General features: G+C 73.2%; 17 protein-coding genes. 9 read left to right on the plus strand and 8 right to left on the minus strand.

Annotated elements, in window-relative coordinates:
- Positions 1-120: 120 nt before the first annotated feature.
- The 9 genes from rimP to E6R18_RS20260 all read left to right on the plus strand — a co-directional run bounded on the left by rimP (position 121) and on the right by E6R18_RS20260 (position 12,292).
- Positions 121-618 carry a ribosome maturation factor RimP gene (gene rimP, locus E6R18_RS20220; RefSeq protein ID WP_136318303.1) on the plus strand — a complete coding sequence of 166 codons (498 nt, stop codon included), beginning with the start codon at positions 121-123 and terminating at the stop codon, positions 616-618.
- Between the two features lie 2 nt (positions 619-620).
- Complete coding sequence (gene nusA, locus E6R18_RS20225; protein WP_136206568.1) at positions 621-1,661, plus strand: transcription termination factor NusA; 1,041 nt, start codon at positions 621-623, stop codon at positions 1,659-1,661.
- Positions 1,662-1,813: 152 nt separating this feature from the next.
- Positions 1,814-2,092 (plus strand): YlxR family protein, encoded by a 279-nt coding sequence (locus E6R18_RS20230; protein WP_206308331.1) that lies wholly within the window; start codon positions 1,814-1,816, stop codon positions 2,090-2,092.
- A 147-nt stretch (positions 2,093-2,239) separates the two neighbouring features.
- A complete protein-coding gene (infB, locus tag E6R18_RS20235; RefSeq protein ID WP_136318305.1) occupies positions 2,240-5,326 on the plus strand; it encodes a translation initiation factor IF-2 in 3,087 nt (1,028 codons plus the stop codon).
- A gap of 137 nt (positions 5,327-5,463) precedes the next feature.
- Positions 5,464-5,760, plus strand: a complete 297-nt coding sequence (locus tag E6R18_RS20240; protein ID WP_018551833.1) for a DUF503 domain-containing protein — start codon at positions 5,464-5,466, stop codon at positions 5,758-5,760.
- A gap of 30 nt (positions 5,761-5,790) precedes the next feature.
- The gene (gene rbfA / locus E6R18_RS20245; protein WP_018551834.1) at positions 5,791-6,234 is read left to right on the plus strand and encodes a 30S ribosome-binding factor RbfA; all 444 of its coding nucleotides are present in this window, start codon (positions 5,791-5,793) and stop codon (positions 6,232-6,234) included.
- Positions 6,231-7,130, plus strand: a complete 900-nt coding sequence (truB, locus tag E6R18_RS20250; RefSeq protein ID WP_136318306.1) for a tRNA pseudouridine(55) synthase TruB — start codon at positions 6,231-6,233, stop codon at positions 7,128-7,130. The genes rbfA and truB overlap by 4 nt, the downstream gene beginning before the upstream one ends.
- 211 nt (positions 7,131-7,341) lie before the next feature.
- On the plus strand, positions 7,342-11,295 hold the full coding sequence (locus E6R18_RS20255; RefSeq protein ID WP_136318307.1) for a serine protease: 3,954 nt from the start codon (positions 7,342-7,344) through the stop codon (positions 11,293-11,295).
- Positions 11,296-11,338: 43 nt separating this feature from the next.
- The gene (locus tag E6R18_RS20260) at positions 11,339-12,292 is read left to right on the plus strand and encodes a bifunctional riboflavin kinase/FAD synthetase (protein WP_136318308.1); all 954 of its coding nucleotides are present in this window, start codon (positions 11,339-11,341) and stop codon (positions 12,290-12,292) included.
- 75 nt (positions 12,293-12,367) lie between these two features.
- On the opposite strand, the gene E6R18_RS20265 is transcribed toward E6R18_RS20260, so the two are convergent.
- From E6R18_RS20265 to eccE, 8 genes are all read right to left on the minus strand, one after another.
- The gene (locus E6R18_RS20265) at positions 12,368-13,366 is read right to left on the minus strand and encodes an ABC transporter ATP-binding protein (RefSeq protein WP_136318309.1); all 999 of its coding nucleotides are present in this window, start codon (positions 13,364-13,366) and stop codon (positions 12,368-12,370) included.
- On the minus strand, positions 13,363-14,391 hold the full coding sequence (locus E6R18_RS20270) for an ABC transporter ATP-binding protein (RefSeq protein WP_136318310.1): 1,029 nt from the start codon (positions 14,389-14,391) through the stop codon (positions 13,363-13,365). Before E6R18_RS20270 ends, E6R18_RS20265 begins: the two co-directional genes overlap by 4 nt.
- Positions 14,388-15,356: an ABC transporter permease gene (locus tag E6R18_RS20275; RefSeq protein WP_136318311.1), complete on the minus strand. Its 969-nt coding sequence runs from the start codon at positions 15,354-15,356 to the stop codon at positions 14,388-14,390. The genes E6R18_RS20270 and E6R18_RS20275 overlap by 4 nt, the downstream gene beginning before the upstream one ends.
- A complete protein-coding gene (locus E6R18_RS20280; RefSeq protein ID WP_136318312.1) occupies positions 15,353-16,438 on the minus strand; it encodes an ABC transporter permease in 1,086 nt (361 codons plus the stop codon). The genes E6R18_RS20275 and E6R18_RS20280 overlap by 4 nt, the downstream gene beginning before the upstream one ends.
- Positions 16,439-16,537: 99 nt before the next feature.
- On the minus strand, positions 16,538-18,412 hold the full coding sequence (locus E6R18_RS20285; RefSeq protein WP_136318313.1) for an ABC transporter substrate-binding protein: 1,875 nt from the start codon (positions 18,410-18,412) through the stop codon (positions 16,538-16,540).
- Between the two features lie 198 nt (positions 18,413-18,610).
- A complete protein-coding gene (locus E6R18_RS20290) occupies positions 18,611-21,595 on the minus strand; it encodes an SCO5717 family growth-regulating ATPase (protein WP_136318314.1) in 2,985 nt (994 codons plus the stop codon).
- Positions 21,596-21,908: 313 nt separating this feature from the next.
- A complete protein-coding gene (locus E6R18_RS20295; RefSeq protein WP_136318315.1) occupies positions 21,909-22,652 on the minus strand; it encodes a hypothetical protein in 744 nt (247 codons plus the stop codon).
- Positions 22,652-23,878: a type VII secretion protein EccE gene (gene eccE, locus E6R18_RS20300; protein ID WP_206308332.1), complete on the minus strand. Its 1,227-nt coding sequence runs from the start codon at positions 23,876-23,878 to the stop codon at positions 22,652-22,654. Before eccE ends, E6R18_RS20295 begins: the two co-directional genes overlap by 1 nt.
- Between the last annotated feature and the right edge of the window lie 37 nt (positions 23,879-23,915).

The following is a 23,915-nucleotide window of genomic DNA, read 5'->3' on the forward strand; positions in this document are numbered from 1 at the left end:
TTGGTGAGCGTACCCGCGCCCCGAGGACCGGCTGACAGCAACACCCCTTGCGACCGGATACCCTTTGACCAGACACGCGAGGATCCCCACAACAGCACACGCGGCCGAGGAGTCACCCGGATGAGCACCACCCAGAGCGAGAGGCTGCGCGGGCTGGTCGAGCCGCTCGTCAGCGCCGAGCAGCTGGAGCTGGAAGAGATCGAAGTGTCCCGGGCCGGCCGTCGCCGGGTGTTGCGGATCGTCGTGGATTCCGAGGAGGGCGTCGAGCTCGACGCCTGTGCGGAACTGAGCCGCGCGATCTCCGCGAAGCTGGACGAGACCGACGCGATGGGCGAGGACGAGTACGTCCTGGAGGTCAGTTCCCCCGGTGCCGACCGCCCGCTGACCGAGCACCGCCACTACGTGCGCGCCACCGGCCGGCTGGCCAGGCTGACGCTGCACGAGGGCGGCGAGCTGGTGGCCCGCATCCTGGCCGTGGACGAGGACGGACTCGACCTGGAGGTGCCGGGCGTCAAGGGCCGCAAGCCCACCGCCCGCCGGATCGCCTTCGCCGAGATCGCCAAGGCCCGCGTGGAGCTGGAATTCAACCGCAAGGACAAGAAGGAAGAGGAGGCGTAGCCGTGGACATCGACGTGAAGCTTCTGAGGGGCTTGGCGCAGGACAAGGAGATCCCGTTCGACGTCCTCGTCGAGGCGATCGAGTCGGCCCTCCTCATCGCGTACCACCGCACGGACGGCAGCCACCGCAGGGCGCGCGTGGAGCTGGACGAGCGCGGCCATGTGACGGTCTGGGCCAAGGAGGACCCGGCCGACCTGGAGGAGGGGCAGGAGCCCAAGGAGTTCGACGACACCCCGTCGGGCTTCGGCCGGATCGCCGCGACCACCGCCAAGCAGGTCATCCTCCAGCGGCTGCGCGATGCCGAGGACGACCGCACGTTCGGCGAGTACGCGGGCCACGAGGGCGATGTCGTCACCGGCGTCGTCCAGCAGGGCAAGGACCCGAAGAACGTCCTGGTCGACATCGGCAAGCTGGAGGCCATCCTGCCGGTGCAGGAGCAGGTGCCGGGCGAGGAGTACACCCACGGCCTGCGGCTGCGCACCTACGTCGTGCGCGTCGCCAAGGGAGTGCGCGGCCCCTCGGTCACGCTGTCGCGGACCCACCCCAACCTGGTGAAGAAGCTCTTCGCGCTGGAGGTGCCGGAGATCGCCGACGGTTCCGTCGAGATCTGCGCCATCGCCCGCGAGGCCGGCCACCGCACCAAGATCGCGGTCCGCTCCACCCGCTCCGGGCTCAACGCCAAGGGCGCCTGCATCGGCCCGATGGGCGGCCGGGTGCGCAATGTGATGGCCGAACTGCACGGCGAGAAGATCGACATCGTGGACTGGTCGGACGACCCGGCCGAGATGGTCGCCAACGCGCTGTCGCCCGCCCGGGTGAGCGAGGTCGAGGTCGTTGACCTCGGTGCCCGTTCCGCCCGGGTGACCGTGCCGGACTACCAGCTCTCCCTGGCGATCGGCAAGGAGGGGCAGAACGCCCGCCTCGCCGCCCGCCTCACCGGCTGGCGCATCGACATCCGCCCGGACACCGAGACGGACGCCGAGCGCGATGTCGCCGACCGCGAGCGCGCCGAGCGGGCCCGGGAGCGCTCCGAGCGGCGCTGAGGCTCCGAGCGGCGCCGGGGCTCCGAGCGGCGCCGGAGCTCCGAGCTGCGCCGAGGGAATAGATCCCGTCGGCACGTCGCTGAGATCACGACAACGTCCGTTCGATTTTTGCCCCAAAGGGGTGAGGTCGGTGCGGGGAGGTAGACTTAACCGTGTCTGGCCGGACGCACGCCCGCGCTTGCCCTGAACGAACCTGTGTGGGATGCCGGGAGCGGGCGGCCAAGAACGAGTTGCTGCGCATCGTGGTGGACGAGGACGCCTGCGTCCCCGATCCTCGCGGTACGCTGCCCGGCCGGGGTGCGTACGTGCACCCCGTCCCCGACTGTCTGGACCTGGCGGTTCGCCGCCGGGCATTCCCCCGGGCCTTCAAGGCCAAGGGGCCGTTCGACCCCACCGCGGTACAGCGGTTCGTCGAGCGGGTGACACCGTAAGAAATGAACGGCACGGGTCCCCGTGCGGTCAGGTACCTCGCGAGTTGGAAGTAGGTCGAGATTGCGATGAGCACTCGATGAGTACGCGATGAGTACGCCCATGAAGTAGCGACGGTCCGGCGGTAACCCGGACCTAAAAGGAGCGAAGTGGCTAAGGTCCGGGTATACGAACTCGCCAAGGAGTTCGGGGTTGAGAGCAAGGTCGTCATGGCCAAGCTCCAAGAACTCGGTGAATTCGTCCGTTCGGCGTCCTCGACCATCGAGGCGCCGGTCGTACGCAAGTTGACTGACGCACTGCAGGGGCCCGGCGGCAACGCCGGCAAGTCCGCTGCCAAGCCCGGCGCGCCCCGCAAGGCCGCGCCCGCCAAGCCCGCAGCGCCCTCCCCGGCCGCTGCGGCACGTCCCGCTGCCCCGAAGCCCGGCGCCCCGGCCCCCAAGCCGGCCGCCGCCGAGGCTCCCAGCAGCACCCCTTCCGCCCCCTCGGCACCGGCTCCCGGCCCGCGTCCGGGCCCCAAGCCCGCGCCGAAGGCCGCCCCGGTCACACCGGTGCCCGCCGCCGAGTTCTCGGCTCCGGCCCCGGCCCAGCCGGCCGCGCCGCAGCAGGCACCGCGTCCCGCCGGCGCCACCCCGGGTCCCCGTCCCGCCCGTCCGGCTCCGGCCGGTCAGCAGGGCGGCGGCCGCGACGGTGGTCAGCGTGACGGTGGCCGCGGCGGCGAGCGCCCCGCGCGTCCCGCCGGCCAGGGCGCCCCGCGCCCCGGCGGCGCCCGTCCGGCCGGTCCCCGTCCGGGCAACAACCCCTTCACCTCCGGTGGCTCGACGGGCATGTCCCGTCCGCAGGCGCCCCGTCCCGGCGGCGCCCCGCGTCCCGGTGGCGGCCAGGAGCGTCCCGGCGCCCCGCGTCCGCAGGGCGGCCCCGGTGGCGCCCCGCGCCCGCAGGGTCAGGGCGGCGCCCGTCCGACCCCGGGCGGCATGCCCCGCCCGCAGGCTCCCCGTCCGGGCGGTGGCCCCGGTGGTAACCGTCCGAACCCGGGCATGATGCCGCAGCGTCCCGCTGCCGGCCCGCGTCCCGGTGGTGGCCCCGGCGGTGGCCGCGGTCCCGGTGGCGGCGGTCGTCCCGGCGGGGGCGCAGGCCGTCCCGGTGGCGGTGGCTTCGCAGGCCGTCCGGCCGGTCCCGGCGGCGGTGGCGGCGGTTTCGCCGGCCGTCCCGGTGGCGGCGGTGGCGGTGCGGGCCGTCCCGGTGGTGGCGGTGGCTTCGGCGGCCGTCCCGGTTTCGGTGGCCGTCCCGGCGGTCCCGGTGGCCGTGGTGGCACGCAGGGCGCCTTCGGCCGTCCCGGCGGTCCCGCGCGTCGTGGTCGCAAGTCGAAGCGGCAGAGGCGCCAGGAGTACGAGGCCATGCAGGCCCCGTCGGTCGGCGGCGTGATGCTGCCCCGCGGCAACGGACAGGCCGTCCGGCTGTCGCGCGGTGCCTCGCTCACCGACTTCGCCGAGAAGATCAACGCCAACCCGGCGTCGCTCGTCGGCGTGATGATGAACCTCGGCGAGATGGTCACTGCCACGCAGTCCGTCTCCGACGAGACGCTGAAGCTCCTCGCCGACGAGATGAACTTCGTCCTGGAGATCGTCAGCCCGGAGGAGGAGGACCGCGAGCTGCTCGAGTCCTTCGACATCGAGTTCGGCGAGGACGAGGGCGGCGACGAGGCCATGCAGCCGCGTCCGCCGGTCGTGACCGTCATGGGTCACGTCGACCACGGTAAGACCCGGCTCCTCGACGCCATCCGCAAGACGAACGTCATCGCGGGCGAGGCCGGCGGCATCACCCAGCACATCGGTGCCTACCAGGTCTCCTCGGAGGTCAACGGCGAGGACCGCCGGATCACCTTCATCGACACCCCGGGTCACGAGGCGTTCACCGCCATGCGTGCCCGTGGTGCGAAGTCCACCGACATCGCGATCCTCGTGGTCGCGGCGAACGACGGTGTGATGCCCCAGACGATCGAGGCGCTGAACCACGCCAAGGCGGCCGACGTGCCGATCGTGGTCGCGGTCAACAAGATCGACGTCGAGGGCGCGGACCCGACCAAGGTGCGCGGCCAGCTCACCGAGTTCGGTCTGGTGGCCGAGGAGTACGGCGGCGACACCATGTTCGTCGACATCTCCGCCAAGCAGGGTCTGCACATCGACCAGCTGCTGGAGGCCGTCGTCCTCACCGCCGACGCCTCGCTCGACCTGCGGGCCAACCCGGAGCAGGACGCGCAGGGCATCGCGATCGAGTCCCACCTCGACCGCGGCCGCGGTGCCGTCGCGACCGTCCTGGTCCAGCGAGGCACCCTGCGGGTCGGCGACACGATGGTGGTCGGCGACGCCTACGGCCGTGTCCGCGCGATGCTCGACGACAAGGGCGAGAACGTCGAGGAAGCGGGTCCCTCGACCCCCGTCCTCGTGCTGGGTCTCACCAACGTCCCGGGCGCCGGCGACAACTTCCTGGTGGTCGACGAGGACCGTACGGCCCGTCAGATCGCCGAGAAGCGTGCCGCCCGCGAGCGCAACGCCAACTTCGCCCGCAAGGGTGTCCGGTTCTCCCTGGAGAACCTGGACGAGGCGCTCAAGGCCGGTCTGGTCCAGGAGCTCAACCTCATCATCAAGGGCGACGCGTCCGGTTCGGTGGAGGCTCTCGAGTCCTCGCTGCTCCAGCTCGACGTCGGTGAAGAGGTCGACATCCGGGTCCTGCACCGCGGTGTGGGTGCGGTCACCGAGTCGGACATCGACCTGGCGACCGGCTCCGACGCCATCGTGATCGGCTTCAACGTGCGCGCCGCCGGGCGTGCGCAGCAGATGGCCGACCGCGAGGGTGTGGACGTCCGGTACTACTCGGTCATCTACCAGGCGATCGAGGAGATCGAGGCGGCCCTCAAGGGCATGCTCAAGCCGGAGTACGAAGAGGTCGAGCTCGGTACGGCGGAGATCCGCGAGATCTTCCGCTCGTCCAAGCTGGGCAACATCGCCGGTGTGCTGGTCCGGTCCGGCGAGGTCAAGCGCAACACCAAGGCGCGCCTGCTGCGCGACGGCAAGGTCGTCGCGGAGAACCTCACCATCTCCGGTCTGCGCCGCTTCAAGGACGACGTCACCGAGATCCGCGAAGGGTTCGAGGGCGGTATCAACCTCGGAAACTTCAACGACATCAAGATCGACGACGTCATCGCGACGTACGAGATGCGCGAGAAGCCGCGAGGCTGACCCGTACCTCAACAGTCGGGGCCGGTCGACGGGACGTATTTCCGTCGATCGGCCCCGGCCGTTCCGTGTACGGTTCTTGTGTCCCCGCCGATGACCGGCGGGGCGCGAACCCGAACCGGCGGGACATCCGGGCATACATGTATGTGGGGACACTGTCCTTCGACCTGCTTCTCGGCGACGTACGGTCGCTGAAGGAGAAGCGCTCCCTGGTCCGTCCGATCGTCGCCGAGCTCCAGCGCAAGTACGCGGTGAGCGTGGCGGAGACGGGCGGGCAGGATCTGCATCGCAGGGCCGAGATCGGCCTCGCCGTGGTTTCCGGGGACACCCGGCACCTCACAGACGTACTCGACCGGTGCGAGCGCCTCGTCGCCGCCCGGCCGGAAGTGGAGCTGCTGTCCGTACGACGGCGGCTGCACAGCGACGAAGACGATTGAGCTTGAGCAAGGCGAGAAGGAGACGGACCAGTGGCCGACAACGCGCGGGCTAAGAAGCTGGCGGACCTCATCCAGGAGGTGGTCGCCGAGAAACTGCAGCGTGGCATCAAGGACCCGCGCCTGGGTACGCACGTGACCATCACGGACGTCAGGGTCACCGGTGACCTGCGGGAGGCCACGGTCTTCTACACGGTCTACGGGGACGACGAGGAGCGGGCGAGCGCGGCGGCCGGCCTGCAGAGCGCCAAGGGCATCCTGCGGTCCGCGGTCGGCTCGGCGGCGGGGACGAAGTTCACCCCCACGCTCACCTTCGTGGCGGACGCGCTGCCGGAGAACGCCCGGGCCATCGAGGACCTCCTCGACCGGGCACGGGCCTCGGACGCCAAGGTGCGCGAGGCGTCCTCGGGCGCCGCGTACGCCGGCGACGCCGACCCGTACCGCAAGCCGGAGGACGAGGACACCGCCTCCGAATGACACCGCAGAACAAGACGCCGGATGGCTTGGTCATTGTCGACAAGCCGTCCGGCTTCACTTCGCACGACGTCGTCGCCAAGATGCGCGGCATCGCCCGCACCCGCCGCGTCGGCCACGCGGGCACGCTGGACCCGATGGCGACCGGCGTGCTCGTGCTCGGCGTCGAGAAGGCCACCAAGCTCCTCGGCCATCTGGCGCTGACCGAGAAGGAGTACCTCGGTACGATCCGGCTCGGCCAGAACACCGTCACGGATGACGCGGAGGGCGAGATCACCTCGTCCACCGACGCCTCGGGCGTCACGCGCGAGGGCATCGACGCGGGGGTGGCCGCGCTGACCGGCGACATCATGCAGGTGCCGTCCAAGGTCAGCGCCATCAAGATCGACGGCAAGCGGTCCTACGCGCGGGTGCGAGGCGGCGAGGAGTTCGAGATCCCGGCCCGGCCGGTGACCGTCTCGTCCTTCCGGGTCTACGACGTCCGCGAGGCCGTGGCCGAGGACGGCACCCCGGTCTTCGACCTGGTCGTCTCGGTGGTCTGCTCCTCCGGTACGTACATCCGGGCCATCGCCCGCGACCTGGGCGCCGGCCTCGGTGTGGGCGGGCACCTGACCGCCCTGCGGCGCACGCGCGTCGGCCCGTACGGGCTGGACGCCGCGCGCACGCTCGACCAGCACCAGGAGGAGCTGACCGTGATGCCGGTGGCCGACGCCGCCGCCTCGGCGTTCCCCCGCTGGGACGTGGACGAGAAGCGGGCCAGGCTGCTGCTGAACGGCGTACGCCTGGACATGCCGTCCCACCCGGCGGGGCCGGTCGCCGTCTTCGGGCCGGACGGGCGGTTCCTGGTCCTCGTCGAGGAGCAGAAGGGCAAGGCCAAGAGCCTCGCCGTCTTCGGCTGATCCCTCACCGGTGGTCTCCCGCCGGCCGGGCCCTCATCGTGGAGCGGGCAGAGCCCCTGTGCCCGCTCCACGATCCCCCACCGGTTTCTGTCCACCGAACGTCCCTGATTCACCCCAACGAGCAGGCGCTCGGAGTGAATCAGGGGGGTGACGGGGGCGCTTTCGCCGTGATCGGTCCTCACACCGATCATCGCCGACCTAACGTCGGATCATGGGATGTAGGGACCGGGCGACGCTGGTACGACTGTGCGATCCGGCCGGCCGGCCGCGGGGGACCGGTTTCGTGGCGGACGACCGGGGGACGGTCGTCAGCAGCCACGAGGCGGTCGACGGCCTCCCGTACCTCCTGCTGCACGGCACGGACGGCCGCAGCCGCCGGGTCGGGGCCGCCGACATCACCGCCGTGCCGGAACGGGACCTCGCCCTCCTGCCGACCGGGGGACCGGACGTCCTCGGCGTGCGGCCGCTGCCGGTCTCCACGCGGGAGCGGCTCGACCCCGGTACGTACGTGACGGTCGCCGCGCACGGTCTGCGCGAGGCGCGGATTCTGGGCCGTACGCCGGTCACGTACACCACCCACGGCCGCACCCACCGGATCGACCGGGCCCTGGAGCTGGCCCTCGGCACGGACGGCAGCGACGCGCTGCGGCTGGGCGGTGCGGCGGTGGGCGGGCCCGTCCTCGATCCGGACAGCGGGGCGGTCATCGCCGTCGTCGGCCTCGCCCTGCGCGCCGCGCACGCCACCGCCGGATGCGCGACGCCGCTGGCCGGGGAGCCGGGGGACGGGCCGCTCGGCGAGCTGCTGCGGCGCAACGCCACGACCGTCCCCGGCTTCGGGCCCGACCTCAACCTCGCCGGGGCCCTCCAGCTCACCGCCATGTCCGTGGGCTCGGCGGGCGGGCCCGGCGGCGGGCACGAGGCGGTCGAGCGGGCCGATGTCCTCGCCGAGTCCGAGGCGTTCGCGGCGGCGGGGGCCGGGGAACCCGCCGTGGTCCTCGGCCTCGTCGGCGAGCCCGGCACCGGCCGCACCACCGAGCTCGCCGCCCTCGCCGCGCGGCGGGCCACCGGCCCCGTGCCCGCGCCCACCCTGTGGCTGCGCGGCGCCGACCTGCTGGCCGACGACACCTCGGTCGCGGACGCCGTCGCCCGTGCGCTCCGGCAGGCCGGGCGCATCGTCAGCGCCGCCGGCGCGCCCGGCGACATGGCGAGCGCCACCCCCGAGCGGGTCGCACGGCTGGCGGCGGACACCGGCCTGCCGCTGCTCGTCCTGCTGGACGGACCGGAGGAGATGCCGCCCGTGCTGGCCCACCGGCTGGCCGGCTGGACCACGGGCACGGTCGACTGGCTGCGGGCGAATGGCGCCCGGCTCGTCGTCGGCTGCCGCCCCGAGCACTGGGAGACGGCGGGCGCCCTCTGCCCGCCCGGGGCCCTGCACCGGCCGGCCAGGCCCGCCCGGCGACTGCCCCCGGCCGTCCGCATCGCCGACTTCACGGCGGCCCAGGCCGAGCGCGCCCGGGAACGGCTCGGCCTGCCGCCCGACGCCCTCGCGGCGGGCCACGACCGCCACCCCCTGAGCCTGCGGCTGCTGGCCGAGGTACGCGAGGCCCTGCCGCCGGACGTGCCGGGGCGCCCCGGCACGGAGGAGGTCTTCGGCGCCCACCTGGACCTGATGTGCCTGCGCATCGCCGTCCGGATCGCGGCCGGCAGCCGTCCCCGGCCCACGCAGGTGCGGCGCCTGGCCGCCCGGGTCGCGGGCCAGGTCCACGAGGCGGCCCGGCGCTGCCTGGGCCCCGGGCAGGGCGAGCTGGACCGGGCCGCGTTCGAGGAGATCTTCCCCTGGCGCACCGGCTGGGCCCCGGCGGTGCTCGCCGAAGGCATCCTCGTCCCGGCGGGCGCCGGCTACCGCTTCGCGCACGAAGAGGTGGGGGACTGGATCCAGAGCGCCCACCTCGACCTGGACGCGGCGCTGCGGGCGCTGGTGCACCGGTGGCATGCGGGGTCCGCGCCGGGGGCGCCGGGGACGGGCGGTGGCCGGGTGCCGCACCCCCGCGGGTCCGGCCCGGGCGAGCCCGCGGACGCCCGTCCGGCGGCCCCGCGCAGCCTTCCCGTGCCCCGGCACCGGATCGGCCCGGTGATCCAGGCCCTGCTCCTGCTGGGCCGCCGCCAGGGCACGGCCGCGCTGGCCCACCGCCTGGCCGACCTGATCGACGCGCTGGACCGGCTGCCGCGGGGGGAGGACGGGGCGGGGGTGGACGGGTCGGGCCGCGGGGGTATGGCGGGCTCGCGGGTGGCGGCTGCTCCGGCTCCGGGCAGTGCAGCTCCGGCTCCGGGCAGTGCTGCCTCGGGCACGCCGGTCGCGCCCGCCGGCTCTGCCGACGCCGCTGGGTCGTCGGTGTCGGGTGTGGGTTCCGCCGGGTCGCGGGTGACGGCTGCGAGGTCTGCCGTCTCGCCGGTGGCGGCCCCGCACTCCGCTACTTCGTCGGTGGCGGCCCCGCTCTCGGCCGCGTCGTCGGTCGCGGCTTCGGGTTCCGCCGTCTCACCGGAGGCCGTCCCGCTGCCCGCCGCTCCGCCGGAGGCGACCCCGCACCTCGCCGCCCCGCCGGACGCGGCCGCCCTCCACGACGCCCGCTGGTGGGCCGGTCGCCTCCTTGCCGAGACTCTGTTGCGGGTGCCCGACGCCCGGCCGTACCTCGGGGTGCTGCGGCTGCTGGCCGGGCGCGTCGTGCGGGGTGCGGGCGGGGCGTATGGCGAGTTCGGGCCCTGGTTCTGGCGGCGGCTGCGGTTGCCCGAGGCGGACCGGATGGACCTGTTCCGCCGGCTCGTACCCGCCGACGGGCCGCCCGGAGCCGGGGGCCCCGAGGGCGACGGGCGGTTCCTGGACGCCGTCGCCCGGCGGCTGGCCGCCCACCCGCGCACCCTCCAGCCGCTCCTGTGCGCCTGGTTCACCGACGAGCGCCCGCTCGCCGCCTCCCCGGACGTGGCGGTCCGGCCCACCGTCGCGGCCGCCGCCCAGGCCCTCCTGTACGCCCGCCGCGACCTCGCCGCCGACGACCTGGCCGACGCGCTGGTCTCGGCCGGGCACCCCCGGGCCGAGGAACTGCTCGCCGCGCTGGCCGAGGACGAGCCCGCCGTGCTGTGCCGGGCCGTCGAGCGTTGGTCCCGGGACGAGGACCGGCGCGGCCGGCGGGCCGCCGCCGTCTCGTACGCGACGCTCCTCGCCCCGCACCTGACTCGCGACGCGGACCGCGACCTGCTGCGCCGCGCCGCGCTCGCGCTGCTGGCCCGCCCGGCCGACGGCGAGCTGCACGGGCCGGTGCTCGCCCTGCTCGTGGCCGACCCGCAGACCCGGGAGCGCTGCCTCCCGCAGGCCGTCCGCGCGTTCACCGGCGACGGGCCGCCGGCGGTGCGGGTGCCCGCCGCCGCGCTCGCCGCAGCCCTGCCCACGCACCCGCAGGCCGTGCTGGCCGCGTACCGGGACCGGCTCGCGCGGCCGGACCAGGGTGCGGGCGAGGTGCTGCGCGCCCTCGCCGGTATCGAGGCGCCCGAGCTGACGCTGCACGCCGCCGGACTCGTACGCACCTATGTCGAGGCCCACCCGGCGGACACGGCGCACACCGCCGCGTACCTCGACCGCAGGCTGGAGCACGGGCCCGCCGCGCGCGCCCTGCTGCTGCCCCTGCTCACCGGCCTGCTCCGGGACCGCCCGGCGGCCGCGCCGGTCCGGGGGTCGCTGGTGGCGGTGCTCGCCTCGCCCGGCAGCCCCGCGTCCCAGCCCACCCGGGACGAGCTGCTGGAAGTGCTGCTGGACTTCGAGCAGGGCGGGGCCGGACCGGACCCGGCGGTGCTGGAGGCGCTGCTGACGGCCGCCGCGAGCGGATGCGCCGGGCGGTCACCGGCCCGCACCAGGGCCCTGGTGCACCGGACCGGGATGCTGCTCGTGCGTACCCCCGAAGGGGCCGCGCTGTTCGACCGGCGACTGGTCGCGCTCGCCCGCGAAGTGGCCGGATTCGGCGCTCTGGTCCTGGAGTGGCTGGCCGACGCGCCGCAGGAGTGGGCGGCCGTCGTCGGGCCCAGCACCCGGCGCACGGTGGAGGCCCTGGGCAGCTCGATGCCCATGCCGATGCAGGCCGCAGGGCGTGAGCATGGCAGTCTTAGACCTGCGTAAGAGACACACCCACGTACACAGGTTCGGGCGAGGAGCGGTCAGAGTGCAGCGCTGGCGTGGCTTGGAGGACATCCCCCAGGACTGGGGACGCAGCGTCGTCACCATCGGCTCCTACGACGGGGTGCACCGCGGACACCAGCTGATCATCGGCCGTGCGGTCGAACGGGCGCGCGAGCTGGGTGTGCCGTCGGTCGTCGTGACCTTCGACCCGCACCCCAGCGAGGTCGTCCGCCCCGGCAGCCACCCGCCGCTGCTCGCCCCGCACCACCGGCGCGCGGAGCTGATGGCGGAGCTGGGCGTGGACGCGATGCTGATCCTGCCGTTCACCACCGAGTTCTCGCAGCTCGCCCCGGCGGACTTCATCGCGAAGGTGCTCGTGGACAAGCTGCACGCCTGCCTGGTCATCGAGGGCCCCAACTTCCGTTTCGGCCACAAGGCCGCGGGGAACGTCGAGCTGCTGACCGAGCTGGGCGCCGTCCACGACTACCGCGTCGAGGTCATCGACCTGCGGGTGCGCGGCGAGGCGGGCGGCGGCGAGCCGTTCTCCTCCACCCTCACCCGGCGCCTGGTCGCCGAGGGGGACGTGGCCGGGGCCGCCGAGATCCTGGGCCGCCCGCACCGCGTCGAGGGCGTCGTCGTCCGGGGCGCGCAGCGCGGCCGCGAACTCGGCTTCCCCACCGCCAACGTGGAGACCCTGCCGCACACGGCGATCCCCGCCGACGGCGTGTACGCGGGCTGGCTGCACGCGAACGGCGAGGCGATGCCCGCCGCGATCTCGGTCGGCACCAACCCGCAGTTCGCCGGCACCGAGCGGACGGTGGAGGCGTACGCGATCGACCGCGTCGGCCTCGACCTGTACGGCCTGCACGTCGCCGTGGACTTCCTGGCGTACGTACGCGGCATGCTGAAGTTCGACACGATCGACGACCTGCTCGTGGCGATGGCCGCCGACGTGAAGCGGTGCAGCGAGCTGGTCGCCGCGGCCGAGCGGGGCTGACTTCCGGGGCCGTCCGGGCCCGGACGGACCTGCGGGTTTCCAGGCCGGTGCGACCGGGAAACCCGCAGGCCACCGTCAGGACCCCGCAGCCACCTTCGCGGTGGCCCAGTGGCACGCCACCTGTGTCTCGCTGCCGCCCGCCAGCACCGGCAGGTCCTGCGTACGGCACGCGTCCGCGACGCCCGCCCGCTCCGCCTCGCCCGAGGCCAGCACCTGGCAGCGCGCGTGGAAGCGGCAGCCGGACGGCACCCTGGACGGGTCCGGCGGCTCACCGGTCAGCACGACCGGATCGCCCCCCGCCTCCGGCAGCACGGACAGCAGCGCCTGGGTGTACGGGTGGCGCGGGGCCGTGAGGATCTGCTCCACGTCCCCCGTCTCCACGATGCGGCCCAGATACATCACCGCGACCCGGTCCGCGATGTTCCACGCCAGACCCAGGTCATGCGTCACCACGAGCGCGGAAAGACCCAGCTCGTCGCGCAGCCGCAGCAGCAGCGCCAGGATCTCGCCGCGCACCGACGCGTCCAGCGAGGCGACCGGCTCATCGGCCACGATCAGCTCCGGCTCCAGGACCAGCGCACCCGTGATCACGACGCGCTGACGCTGACCGCCGGACAGCTCGTGCGGGTAGCGCAGGAAGAACCGCTCCGGCGGACGCAGCCCGGCCCGCGACAGCGCGTCGTGCACCGCCTGCCGCTCGTCGCCCGCGTACCCGTGGATGCGCAGCCCCTCGGCCACCGCGTCGTACACGGTGTGGCGCGGGTTCAGCGAACCGCTGGGGTCCTGGAGCACCAGCTGCACCCGTTTGCGGTACGCCTTGAGCGCCCGGCTGCGGTAGTCCAGCGGCTTGCCGTCGAACGTGACCTGACCGGCCGTCGGCGGGACCAGACCCAGCAGCGAACGGGCCAGGGTCGTCTTGCCGCACCCCGACTCGCCGACCAGGGCGACGATCTCGCCGGGCCGGATGTCCAGGTCGACCCCGTCCACCGCACGCGCCGGTTCGGCCCCGTGCCGGCCGGGGAAGGTGATCCGGAGCCCCTGAGCGCTGAGCAGGTCCACGGGGGTGGTCGTCATGTCGTGCTCCTTGCTTCCTCGGCGCCCGGCAGGACCGGGGCCGCGGCCCCCTCCGGACCCACCAGCACGCACGCGGCCTGCCGCCCCGGCCCGGCGTCCCGCAGCTCCTGGTCCTGCGTGGCGCAGGAGTCCAGGGCCAGCGCGCAGCGCGGGTGGAAGGTGCAGCCGGCCGGCAGCGCCGACGGGTCGGGCGGATCGCCGGGCAGCCCGCGCGGGGCGAACCGGGACGCCGGGTCCCCGATGCGCGGGAAGGCGCCCGACAGGGCCTTGCTGTACGGGTGGTGCGCGTTCTCGTAGACCTCGGAGGCCGGACCCTGCTCGACGACCCGGCCCGCGTACATCACCGCGAGCCGGTCGCAGGTGTCGGACAGCACCGCGAGGTCGTGGCTGATCATGATCAGGCCGAGGTCCTGCTCGGAGACCAGCTGCTCGATCAGCCGCAGGATCTGGGCCTGGATCATCACGTCCAGGGCCGTCGTCGGCTCGTCCGCGATGATCAGACCGGGGTCGCAGGCGAGCGCCATCGCGATCATCACGCGCTGCCGCTGCCCGCCGGAGAGCTCGTGCGGATAGGCGTCCGCCCGGGCGGCGGGCAGCCCCACCTGCTCCAGCAGCTCACCGGCCCGTTCGCGTGCGGCGGCCTGGGTGGCCTTCTTGTGCAGCAGGATCGGCTCGGCGATCTGGTCCCCGATGCGGTGCACCGCGTTCAGCGAGTGCATGGCGCCCTGGAAGACGATCGAGGCCCCCGCCCAGCGCACGGCCCTGACCTGGCCCCACTTCATCGCGAGGACGTCCTCGCCGTTCAGCAGGATCTCGCCGCTCACCTTCGTGCCGGCGGGCAGCAGCCGCAACAGGGCCAGGGCCAGTGTGGACTTCCCGCAGCCGGACTCCCCGGCGATGCCGAGCTTGCGCCCCGCCTCGACCTCCAGGTTCACCCCGCGGACCGCCCGGGCCCCGCCGGCGTACGTCACCGTCAGGTCGCGTACCTCCAGGAGAGGCGTCTTGCGGATGCTCGTCGTGTTCAACGGGCCACCCCCAGCTTGGGATTGAGGACGGACTCGATGGCGCGGCCGCACAGCGTGAACGCCAGGGCGACCAGGGCGATGGCGATACCGGGCGGGGCCAGGTACCACCAGTCGCCGGCGCTCACGGCGCCCGCGGCGCGCGCGTCCTGGAGCATGCTGCCCCAGGAGGTGATGGTCGGGTCGCCGAGGCCGAGGAAGGCCAGGGTGGCTTCCGTCAGGATCGCGCTGGAGATCACCAGCGTGGTCTGGGCGAGCACCAGCGGCATCACGTTCGGCAGGACGTGCCGGATCATGATGTGGCCGTGTCCGCCGCCCAGCGCGCGGGCGCGCTCGATGTACGGGCGGGACTCCACGGCGAGGGTCTGCGCCCGCACGAGACGGGCGGTGGTGGGCCAGGTCGTGACGCCGATCGCGATGATGACGGTCCACAGGGAGCGGTCCATCACGGTGGCCAGTGCGATGGCGAGCACCAGGGTCGGCATCACCAGGAACCAGTCGGTGACCCGCATCAGGACGGTCGAGTACCAGCCGCGGAAGTGACCGGCGACGATCCCGACGATCGTGCCGATGGCGACACAGAGGAAAGCCGCGAGCAGCCCGACGGTGAGCGAGACGCGCGCGCCCCACACCAGCAGTGCGAGCACGCTGCGCCCGAACTGGTCGGTGCCGAGCGGGAACTCACCGCTCGGCGACTCCAGCGCGCCGCCGGGTGCCGTGGTCACGCTCTGCGAGTCGGCGCCCACCAGCTGCGGTGCGGCCAGCGCGATGAGGGCGATCAGCACCAGGCACCCCAGGCCCCACATACCGCCCCTGTGCCTGCGGTACTCCCGCCAGAAGCGGGCCAGGGAGCGGCGCTTGCGGGCCCGGGCCAGCGCGCGGGCGCTCTTGACCGGCTCGGTCTGCGCCGGAGTCGGAGTCGGCGTGGGCTTCGGCGTGGGCTTCGGAGTGGAATCGGTCGTCGTCATCGGCCCACCCGGGGATCGAGCAGCGGATACAGCACATCGGCAAGGGTGTTCGCCAGGATCACGGCGGTGGCGAAGACGAAGAAGAGCCCTTGGACGAGCGGCAGGTCGGGGGTGCTCAGGCCCTGGTAGAAGAGGGAGCCGAGGCCCGGCCAGGAGAACACCGTCTCCACCAGGATCTGCCCCGCCACCACATGGCCCAGGTTGACGAACATCAGGGTGAAGGTGGGCAGCATCGCGTTGGGGACGGCGTGCTTGCGGCGCACCGTGTCGTCCCGCAGCCCCTTGGCGCGGGCGGTCGTCAGGTAGTCGCCGCCCATCTCGTCCAGCAGCGAGGAACGCATCACCAGCAGCGTCTGCGCGTAGCCGACCGCGACCAGGGTGATGACGGGAAGCACCATGTGGTGCGCGACGTCCATGACGTACGCGAAGCCGCCCGCCCCGTCGCCCGCCGACATCCCGCCCGTCGGGAACATTCCGGGGATCGGGCCGACGCCCACCGAGAAGACGATGATCAGGAGCAGTCCGAGCCAGAACGACGGCACTGAGTAGAGGGTGAGCGCGAGCGCGGTGTTGAACCGGTCGCTCGCGGAGCCGTTGCGCCAGGCGGTGCGGGTCCCGAGCCAGATGCCGAGCAGGCTGTAAAGGACGTAGGCGGTGCCGGTGAGCAGCAGCGTCGCCGGCAGCTTCTCGGCGATCTTGTCGACGACCGGTGCGTGGTACGCGAAGGAGGTGCCGAAGTCGCCGGTGAGCGCGTCCTTCACGTAGCTGGTGAACTGCTGCCACATCGGCTGGTCGAGACCGAACTGGTGCCGCAGCGATTCGAGCTGTTCGGCCGATACGCGACGGCCGCCCGTCATCTGCTTGACCGGGTCGCTGGGAATGAGCCGGAAGAGGAAGAAGCTGGTGACCAGAACCGCGAACAGCGAGACGACGGCGCCCGCGATCTTGGCGGCCACATATTTCAGATAAGCCTTGGTGTTGCGCGCCCGTGGACCGCGTGCGGCCGCGGGGCCGGCCGGAACCGGGCCGTCCGTGGCCGCGTCCGCCTGTTGCACGAGCGCCGGAGTGCTGTCAGCTGTCATGGGGAACTCTCGTTACTCGTGTCGTTCCTGGAGAAACCGGCCGGCGCGGGCCTGGTGCCGCGCCCGCGCCGGCCGGTGCCTCTCATCCCGTTCGAGAACCTACTCGCGATCGTCCGCGGTGGTGCGGCGGCGCCGCGAGATCAGGAAGCCGCCACCTGCGAGGACCACGACCGCGACCACGATGCCGATGATCACACCGGTGGAGGAGCCGGAGCCGCTGCCGTCCGAGTCGCCGCTGCCGCTCGCCGGTACGGCAGACCACCAGCTCCAGTAGCCGTCCTGGCCGTAGATGTTGCCGGCCGCCTCGGGCATCGTCGTGATCGACTTGATCTGGTCGGTGCGGTAAGCCTCGACCGCGTTCGGGTAGGCGATGACGTTCATGTACCCGGAGTCGTACAGCCAGGACTGCATCTGCCCGACGATGCCGGCCCGCTTGGCGGGGTCGTACTCGGCGAGCTGCTTCTTGTACAGCCCGTCGTAGGTCTTGTCGCAGATGAAGTCGTCCGTGGCCGCGCTCTGCTTGGCCTTGACGGGCAGCGCGGCGCAGGTGTGGATGCCGAGGACGAAGTCCGGGTCCGGGTTGACGGACCAGCCGTCGAAGGCGAGGTCGTACTCACCGGCGAACCAGGGCACCGAGACGTCGTCGAGGCAGTCGACCTTGAGCCCGATGCCGAGCTTGCCCCACCACTCCTTCAGGTACTTGCTGACCGCCTTGTCGTTCGGGTCCGTGGCGTGGCACAGGATGCGCAGGTCGAGCGGCTTGCCGTCCTTGCCGACGCGCTGGTCGCCCTTGAGCTTGTAGCCCGCCTGGTCCAGCAGCTGCCCGGCCTTCTCGGGGTCGTACCCGAGGGCCTGGCTCGCGGACGGTTCCCAGGCGTACTCCGGGAAGCGCGGCGGGATGTAGCCCTTGCCCTCGACGGCGTGGCCCTGGAACACCTTGTCGATGATCGTCTTGCGGTCGATCGACAGGAAGAGCGCCTGGCGGACCTTCTGGTCGAGCAGCGCCTTGTTGCCGTCGCCGAACTTCTTGCGGTCCTTGGTCTGCGCACCGGGGTTCACGGCCAGCGCGAAGAACCGGCGGCCCGGGCCCTCGTTGACCTTGATGTTCTCGTCGCCCTTGAGCGAGTTCGCCTGGGCGGGCGTCAGCGCGGGCGAACCGGCGACGAACGAGACCTCGCCCTTGCGCAGGGCGGCCACGGCCGCGTCCTGGTCCTTGTACGTCTTGAAGACCACCTCGTCGAACTTCGGCGCCCCGCGCCAGAAGTCCTTGTTGGCCTTGAGCTTCACGTACTGGTCGACCTTGTAGTCGGTCAGGATGAACGGTCCGTTGCCGACGACGGGGAAGTCCTCGTCGTTGTTGAACTTCCCGAAGTCCTTGACCTTCTCCCACACGTGCTTGGGCACGATCGGCACGTCGAGCGCGGCCATGGTGGCCTGCGGCTCCTTGAGCTCGATGACCAGCTTGGTGGGGCTGGGGGCGGTCACCTTCTTGAAGTTGGTGACGAAGCTGCCATTGGCCTGGGCCGCCGCCTCGGCGTCCATGATCTTGTTGAACGTCCAGGCCGCGTCCTCGGCGGTGGCCTGCTGCCCGTCCGACCACTTCGAGTCGGTCCGAATGGTGTACGTCCACGTCAGCTTGTCGGCGGACGGCTCCCACTTGGTGGCCAGGCCCGGGATGGCGTGGTTGTCCTTGGCGTCGTAGTTCGTCAGGAAGTCGTACATGAGCCGGGACACGCTGGTGCTCAGCAGCTTCTGGGCGAGGAACGGGCTCAGGGAGTCGATGCCCTGCGCGACCGCGACGGTCAGCGTCTTGTCGCCGCTGTCGGCGGCCTGCGCCTGCTGGGGCGCGGCTCCGAGGGGCATGCCCGGTACGACGGACCCGGCTGCGAGAGCGAGGGCGGCGGCGCCGGAGGCCAGGAGCACACGCAGACGTGAGCGCGGCTGTGCGGAGGGTGGTGGAACTCTTACGACCATGGTCAGGGTCCTCGCGTCATGACTCGCAGGGAGAAGGCGGGTTGAACTCTGGTTCGCCGGCTGGTGATGCGAAGGTCTATCAGCGGTGGTCGAGCCGCGTCAACGGTCGCCGAAACGGCGTGTGGTCTGCGGGAATGCCAAAAAGGGCCCGCATCGCGGAGGCGATGCGGACCCTCATTGGTTCAGACCTCTGACGCCTTACTGCTGAGGCGCTGGCGGCGGCTGCTGCTGCCATCCGGAGGGCGGGACGGGACCCTGCAGTTCCGGGTGGCCGGGCTGGTCGCCGTGGGGTTGCGGCTGGGCCTGGGGCTGTCCGGCGGCGGGCGGCTGGGCCTGCGCGGGCGGCTGCTGCTGCCAGCTCTGTCCGGCGCCGGGGCCCGGCTGCGGGGGATAGGGCTGCTGACCGCCGTACGGCTGCTGCTGCGGTGGCTGCGGCGGGTAGGGCTGCCCGGGGTGCCCGGGGTGGCCGGGGTGACCCTGGTGGCCCGGCTGCTGGGGTGCGTACGGGTGGCCGGGGTAGGGGGCCTGGGGCTGCTGGGGGTATTGCGGCTGCTGGGGCTGCTGGGGTGCGTACGGCTGCTGAGGCGGGTACGGCTGCTGGCCCGGGGCCTGCTGACCGGGCATCGGCTGACCCGGCATCGGCTGACCGGGGATCTGCTGGCCGGGCAGCGGCGGGGCGTACTGCGGCGGCGGGGTGCTGCCGTCCGACGTCCACAGCCCCTGCTGCTGCTGGGCGCGCGCGAAGTCCTCGGCCACCAGGGCGGAGAGGTTGAAGTACGCCTCCCGGGTCTTCGGCCGCATCATGTCGAGATCGACCTCGGCGCCGGCCGACAGGTGCTCGTCGAACGGGACGACGACCACCCCGCGGCAGCGCGTACGGAAGTGCTGCACGATGTCGTCCACCTTGATCATCTTCCCGGTCTCGCGGACCCCGGAGATGACCGTGAGGGACCGCTGCACCAGTTCGGCGTAGCCGTGCGCCGACAGCCAGTCCAGGGTCGTGGAGGCGCTCGACGCGCCGTCGACCGAGGGCGTCGAGATGATGATCAGCTGGTCGGCGAGGTCCAGCACGCCGCGCATCGCGCTGTACAGCAGGCCGGTGCCCGAGTCCGTGAGGATGATCGGGTACTGCTTGCCGAGCACGTCGATCACGCGCCGGTAGTCCTCGTCGTTGAAGGTGGTCGAGACCGCCGGGTCCACGTCGTTGGCGATGATCTCCAGGCCGGACGGCGCCTGCGAGGTGAAGCGGCGGATGTCCATGTACGAGTTGAGGTGCGGGATCGCGTGGACCAGGTCGCGGATGGTCGCGCCGGTCTCGCGGCGGACCCGGCGGCCCAGCGTGCCGGCGTCCGGGTTGGCGTCGATGGCGAGGATCTTGTCCTGCCGCTCGGTGGCCAGGGTCGCGCCGAGCGCGGTCGTCGTCGTGGTCTTGCCGACGCCGCCCTTGAGACTGATCACGGCGATCCGGTAGCAGGAGAGCACCGGGGTGCGGATCAGTTCGAGCTTGCGCAGCCGCTCCTGCTCCTCCTTCTTGCCGCCCAGCTTGAAGCGTGAAGCGCCGGACGGGTTGCGGCTGCTCTTCGCCTTCTGCTTGCCCCGGATCAGCCGGTCGGCCGTGAGCTCCACCGCCGCCGTGTAACCGAGCGGAGCACCCGGCACCGAACGCTCGCGCTGGTCATGGGTGACCGGCGTGGGCCACGCGTTGCCGGCCCGGGGGTCGACGGGCTGGTCCTGCGGGAACTGCTGTGGCGGCTGCTGGTGCTGTTGGTGGGGCTGCGGCTGCTGGTGGGGCGGCTGCGGCTGCTGGTGCGGGTGCTGCTGGTGGGGCTGCGGCTGCACCTGGGCGGGGAGATTCGGCGTGCCGCCCTCGGCCGGCGCGTGCGGCGCGCCTTGGGCCGGCTGCTGGGTGCCCTGCGGGAAGCCGTAACCCCCTTGCGGCTGCTGAGGCTGAGGCTGCGCCGGCCAGGCGGCTTGCGGCTGGGGGGCCTGAGGGGCTTGCGGGGCTTGCGGGGCCTGGGGTGCCTGGGGTGCCTGCGGGGCGGGCGTGTGCGGGAGTTGCGCGGGGAGGTTCGCGGCCGGGAGAGCCTGGTGGGGCTGGGGCTGGGGCTGGGCATGCGGCTGGGGCTGCTGAGGGAAGCCGTAGCCGGACTGCGGGGCCGGAACCGGGGCCTCGGGCTGCGCGGCGTCCGGCTGCTGGGCGGCCGGCTGGAAGGCGGGCGGCAGCGGCGGGAGCCCGCCCTGCGCCGGTGCGGGAGTCCAGGGGGAGGAGGACGCTGCGCTCTGCGGCGCGCTGTCGGACGGTACGCCGGGGGAGGGCGCGTCCGGGGCGGTGTGCGGGGAGGCGTTCGACGGGGCGGAGCCGGCCGGTTCGTCGTCGGCCGGCTCGCTGCCGTCCGGGCCGTTGTCGGACGGGCCGTTGTCGGGCAGCGCGCCCGTGGCGGCGGGGGCGTCCGGGGCAGCCGAAGGGGAGGCCGGCTCGGCGTCGCCGGACGCGACGGGCTCGTCGGCGTCCTCCGACACCGAGTCCGCACCGGTCTCCGCCGACGGCTTCGAGGGCTCCCCGGCCTCAGGGGCCTCAGGGGTCTCCTCGGTTTCCTCCGGCTCGTAGCCGAAGACCTTCCCCGGAGCGTCGTCCCGTGCCCCCGCGCCATCCGCACCGGAACCGGCCGAGCCGGGGCCGGAGTCAGAGGCAGAAGCGGCGTCCGCACCGGGACCGGCCGAGCCGGGGCCCGAGTCAGAGGCAGAAGCGGCGTCCGCACCGGGACCGGCCGGAGCGGTGCTCTCCGCGCCGTCGTCCACCGCGCCGGGCTCGGCCTTCGCTCCGGCCTGCGCCTCCCGGTCCGCGATCTCCCGCCTCAGGGCGGCGGACGAGAAGCGCATCGTGGCGCCGCTCTCCAGGTCGCCGCTGTCGGACGAGTCCGGCGGTGCCGGGGCCCAATGGGGGTCGAAGCCGCTGCGAGCCGCCGGCGCGGGCAGCGGCACCGGCTCCCCGCTCGGCGGCGGGGGCGGGGTCGGCGGTGTCCCGGCGCCGCCCGAGGAGTCGCCCGGCGTGTTCTGCGTGTACCAGGCGGGCGGGGTGTAGTCGATGGTGAACTCACCCGTCACATCGGCGGGCTCCGCGTCGGACGACTCGTCGACGGGCTTGTCCCAGCCCCCGCGCATTTCGTCCCGCTCGCCGTTCACTTTGCCTCCTGATGTGGTCGAGCACCCTTTGTGCCGTGGTGGGTGGGGGCGTTCCCGTAACGCGAACCGCCCGGCTCTCCCCCTGGGACGCACATGGCCTGCCCACAGGTTCTCTGCCGCGTCCGGACCCACCCTAATCGCCGTGGGGCCCGCCACGGCAGGCCGTACGGCACCGCGAATGCTGTCCCGTACGTCACGTACTGCCCACAAGTGGACCCAGTACGACGGAGAGTGGAAGTCAAAGCGGTCAAACAGGCACATCTGTAACCGGAAATCGGACCATCTCGTCCACGGATCGCCGGCCGTCGAGCCGTCAGTCCATCCGGCGTGCGGCGCCCAGCAGACCCGACTCGGCGTCGGTCGCCCGGGTCGTCACCAACCGGCTCTCCCGCCGCGTGCACCAGAGGGTGACCCCCTCCGGCAGGGCGGGCAGGGCCCGGACCGCGTCGGCCGGCAGGTGCATGAGATGCCCGACCCGGGCCGCTTCGTCGGGAGACACGCGCTGGACCCCGACCAGTGACGCCTTCTCCAGCAGCCCCGGCGCCGCCGGGCCGAGATACGGCAGCAGCGTCACCACCGACTGCCAGGGCCCGGCCGCCACCCGCCCGCGCGGTGGCCGCATCCCGCAGTCCCGCACCACGACGACCGGCGAGGCGGCCGAAGCGCCCTGCGGCGGCACCCGGCCGACCTCGTGCAACGCGACGCACCCGCTGCCGCCGGCGGCCCGCGCCAGGCTCGTCCAGGCTGCCGAACGCCCCGTCTCCACCGCGATCCGCGCCCCGGTCGCCGCCGCCCGCAGCGCCAGCACCTGCGCGGTCCACAGGCCGCCGATCAGCGTGACGTCGTACGGGGAGGGGCGGTTGAGGCCGAGCACGGCGGGGCGCCCCTCGTCGTCCACGCCGATCACCACGCCGTCGTCACCGACCGGCAGGGCCAGCGACTCCAGCTGCTCGGGCCCGATGGTGTACCGCCGGCGGCGCGGCCCGACCGGCCCGAAGCCCAGCCGCCCCCGCTCCCGTTCCCGACCCCGTCCCTGCTCCCGTTCCCGTTCCCGCATCAGCGGGTACCGCCGAGCGGCAGTGTGGCGAGCACTCCGGGCAGCTGCTCGCGGTCCAGCCGCACCAGTGAAACCTGCACCCCGCGCGCCATGCGCTCCAACTCCTGGCGTGCGGCCCGCAGTTCCTCGCCGCTGCCGGCGCTGATCCGGAGGTGGCCGGCGGCGGCGACCTCCTGCCGGTCGCCCCGCTCCAGCGTGAGGCTGAAGGTCGTGGCCAGTGCGGGGACCGAGGTGAGCAGCGCGACGAGCCGGGGCATCGAGGCGCCGCTTCCGGGACGCGGCCAGCGGCGCACCCAGTACGCGGTGTGCCACCGGCCGTCGCAGCTCCAGGTGCGGGAGGTCTCCCGCGTGCGGCGGGCGGGCGGCGCGTCCCCGTCCGGCCGGAGCGGGAGCGCCGGGTCGGCGCAGGCCGAGGTGGCGAGGGCCGAGCCGAGTTCCTGTTCGGTCAGCACCGTCGCGCCGAACCCGGCCGCGCTCAGCCGCCCGGTCAACTGCTCGGCCACGCGCAGCAGGCACCTCTGCGCCCCCGTGAGCCCGCCGCCGCGCGCCCGTACGGCTTCCGGGCAGAGTTCCGGGTCGAGTTTCAGCGCGATCCAGGTGAGGCGCACCGCCGGAGCGCCCGTTCGGGCTTGCAGGGGCGCGTAGTTGAGCGCGGTGACCGAATCGCCGGGCAGGTGCGGGGCGGGGGCGGGCCGGGTGTGCTGCACGATCTGCGCCGACTCCAGCCGGATGCCGTCCACCTCCATCGCGTCCCGCACGAGTCCCGGCGGCAACGGCGTCACGGTCCGCTCCTCCCGTAACGCCGTGTCCTGCGGCTCGACCCGGAGGACCGCCGTCAGATACGTCCCGTCGCCGATCATGCCGACCGGCCGCCGGTCCCGATGGGTGAACGAACAGGTGCGCAGAGCCGGGTCGCACTCGGCCGGCGGGGCGATCACGGAGGTGGTCGCCGGACCGGCCTCCCGGGTCCTCGCCCGCCGGGTCCTCGCCCGCAGCGCCACGACCGTACCCAGCCAGGCGGGCAGCGAACGGCGGCGTCGGCGCGCGGAGGCGAGCAGCACCAGCAGTGCGGCCGCCGCTGCGGCAGGGGCCAGCAGCACGGGTCCGGCGACCCGGGCGCACAGCAGGACCGAGGCGGCGATTTCGAACAACACCAGCTGTTGCAATCGAAAAGAGCCGATCGGCCCCGCGCGCCGGTTCAATCGCGCGCCACCCCTGGCCGTCATCGTGGCATGTCCCCCGTCCGTACGGGCCCGCGCCCGC

The sequence above is a fragment of the Streptomyces sp. A1277 genome, assembly GCF_004795015.1.
GTDB lineage: Bacteria > Actinomycetota > Actinomycetes > Streptomycetales > Streptomycetaceae > Streptomyces.

Bases quoted from the DNA above. Each gene is read 5' to 3' on its own strand.
- E6R18_RS20240 (WP_018551833.1), top strand. From the start codon at position 5,464: ATGTATGTGGGGACACTGTCCTTCGACCTGCTTCTCGGCGACGTACGG.
- E6R18_RS20295 (WP_136318315.1), bottom strand. From the start codon at position 22,652: ATGCGGGAACGGGAACGGGAGCAGGGACGGGGTCGGGAACGGGAGCGG.
- eccE (WP_206308332.1), bottom strand. From the start codon at position 23,878: ATGACGGCCAGGGGTGGCGCGCGATTGAACCGGCGCGCGGGGCCGATC.
- rimP (WP_136318303.1), top strand. From the start codon at position 121: ATGAGCACCACCCAGAGCGAGAGGCTGCGCGGGCTGGTCGAGCCGCTC.
- E6R18_RS20285 (WP_136318313.1), bottom strand. From the start codon at position 18,412: ATGGTCGTAAGAGTTCCACCACCCTCCGCACAGCCGCGCTCACGTCTG.
- E6R18_RS20255 (WP_136318307.1), top strand. From the start codon at position 7,342: ATGGGATGTAGGGACCGGGCGACGCTGGTACGACTGTGCGATCCGGCC.
- E6R18_RS20275 (WP_136318311.1), bottom strand. From the start codon at position 15,356: ATGACGACGACCGATTCCACTCCGAAGCCCACGCCGAAGCCCACGCCG.
- truB (WP_136318306.1), top strand. From the start codon at position 6,231: ATGACACCGCAGAACAAGACGCCGGATGGCTTGGTCATTGTCGACAAG.
- E6R18_RS20280 (WP_136318312.1), bottom strand. From the start codon at position 16,438: ATGACAGCTGACAGCACTCCGGCGCTCGTGCAACAGGCGGACGCGGCC.
- E6R18_RS20265 (WP_136318309.1), bottom strand. From the start codon at position 13,366: ATGACGACCACCCCCGTGGACCTGCTCAGCGCTCAGGGGCTCCGGATC.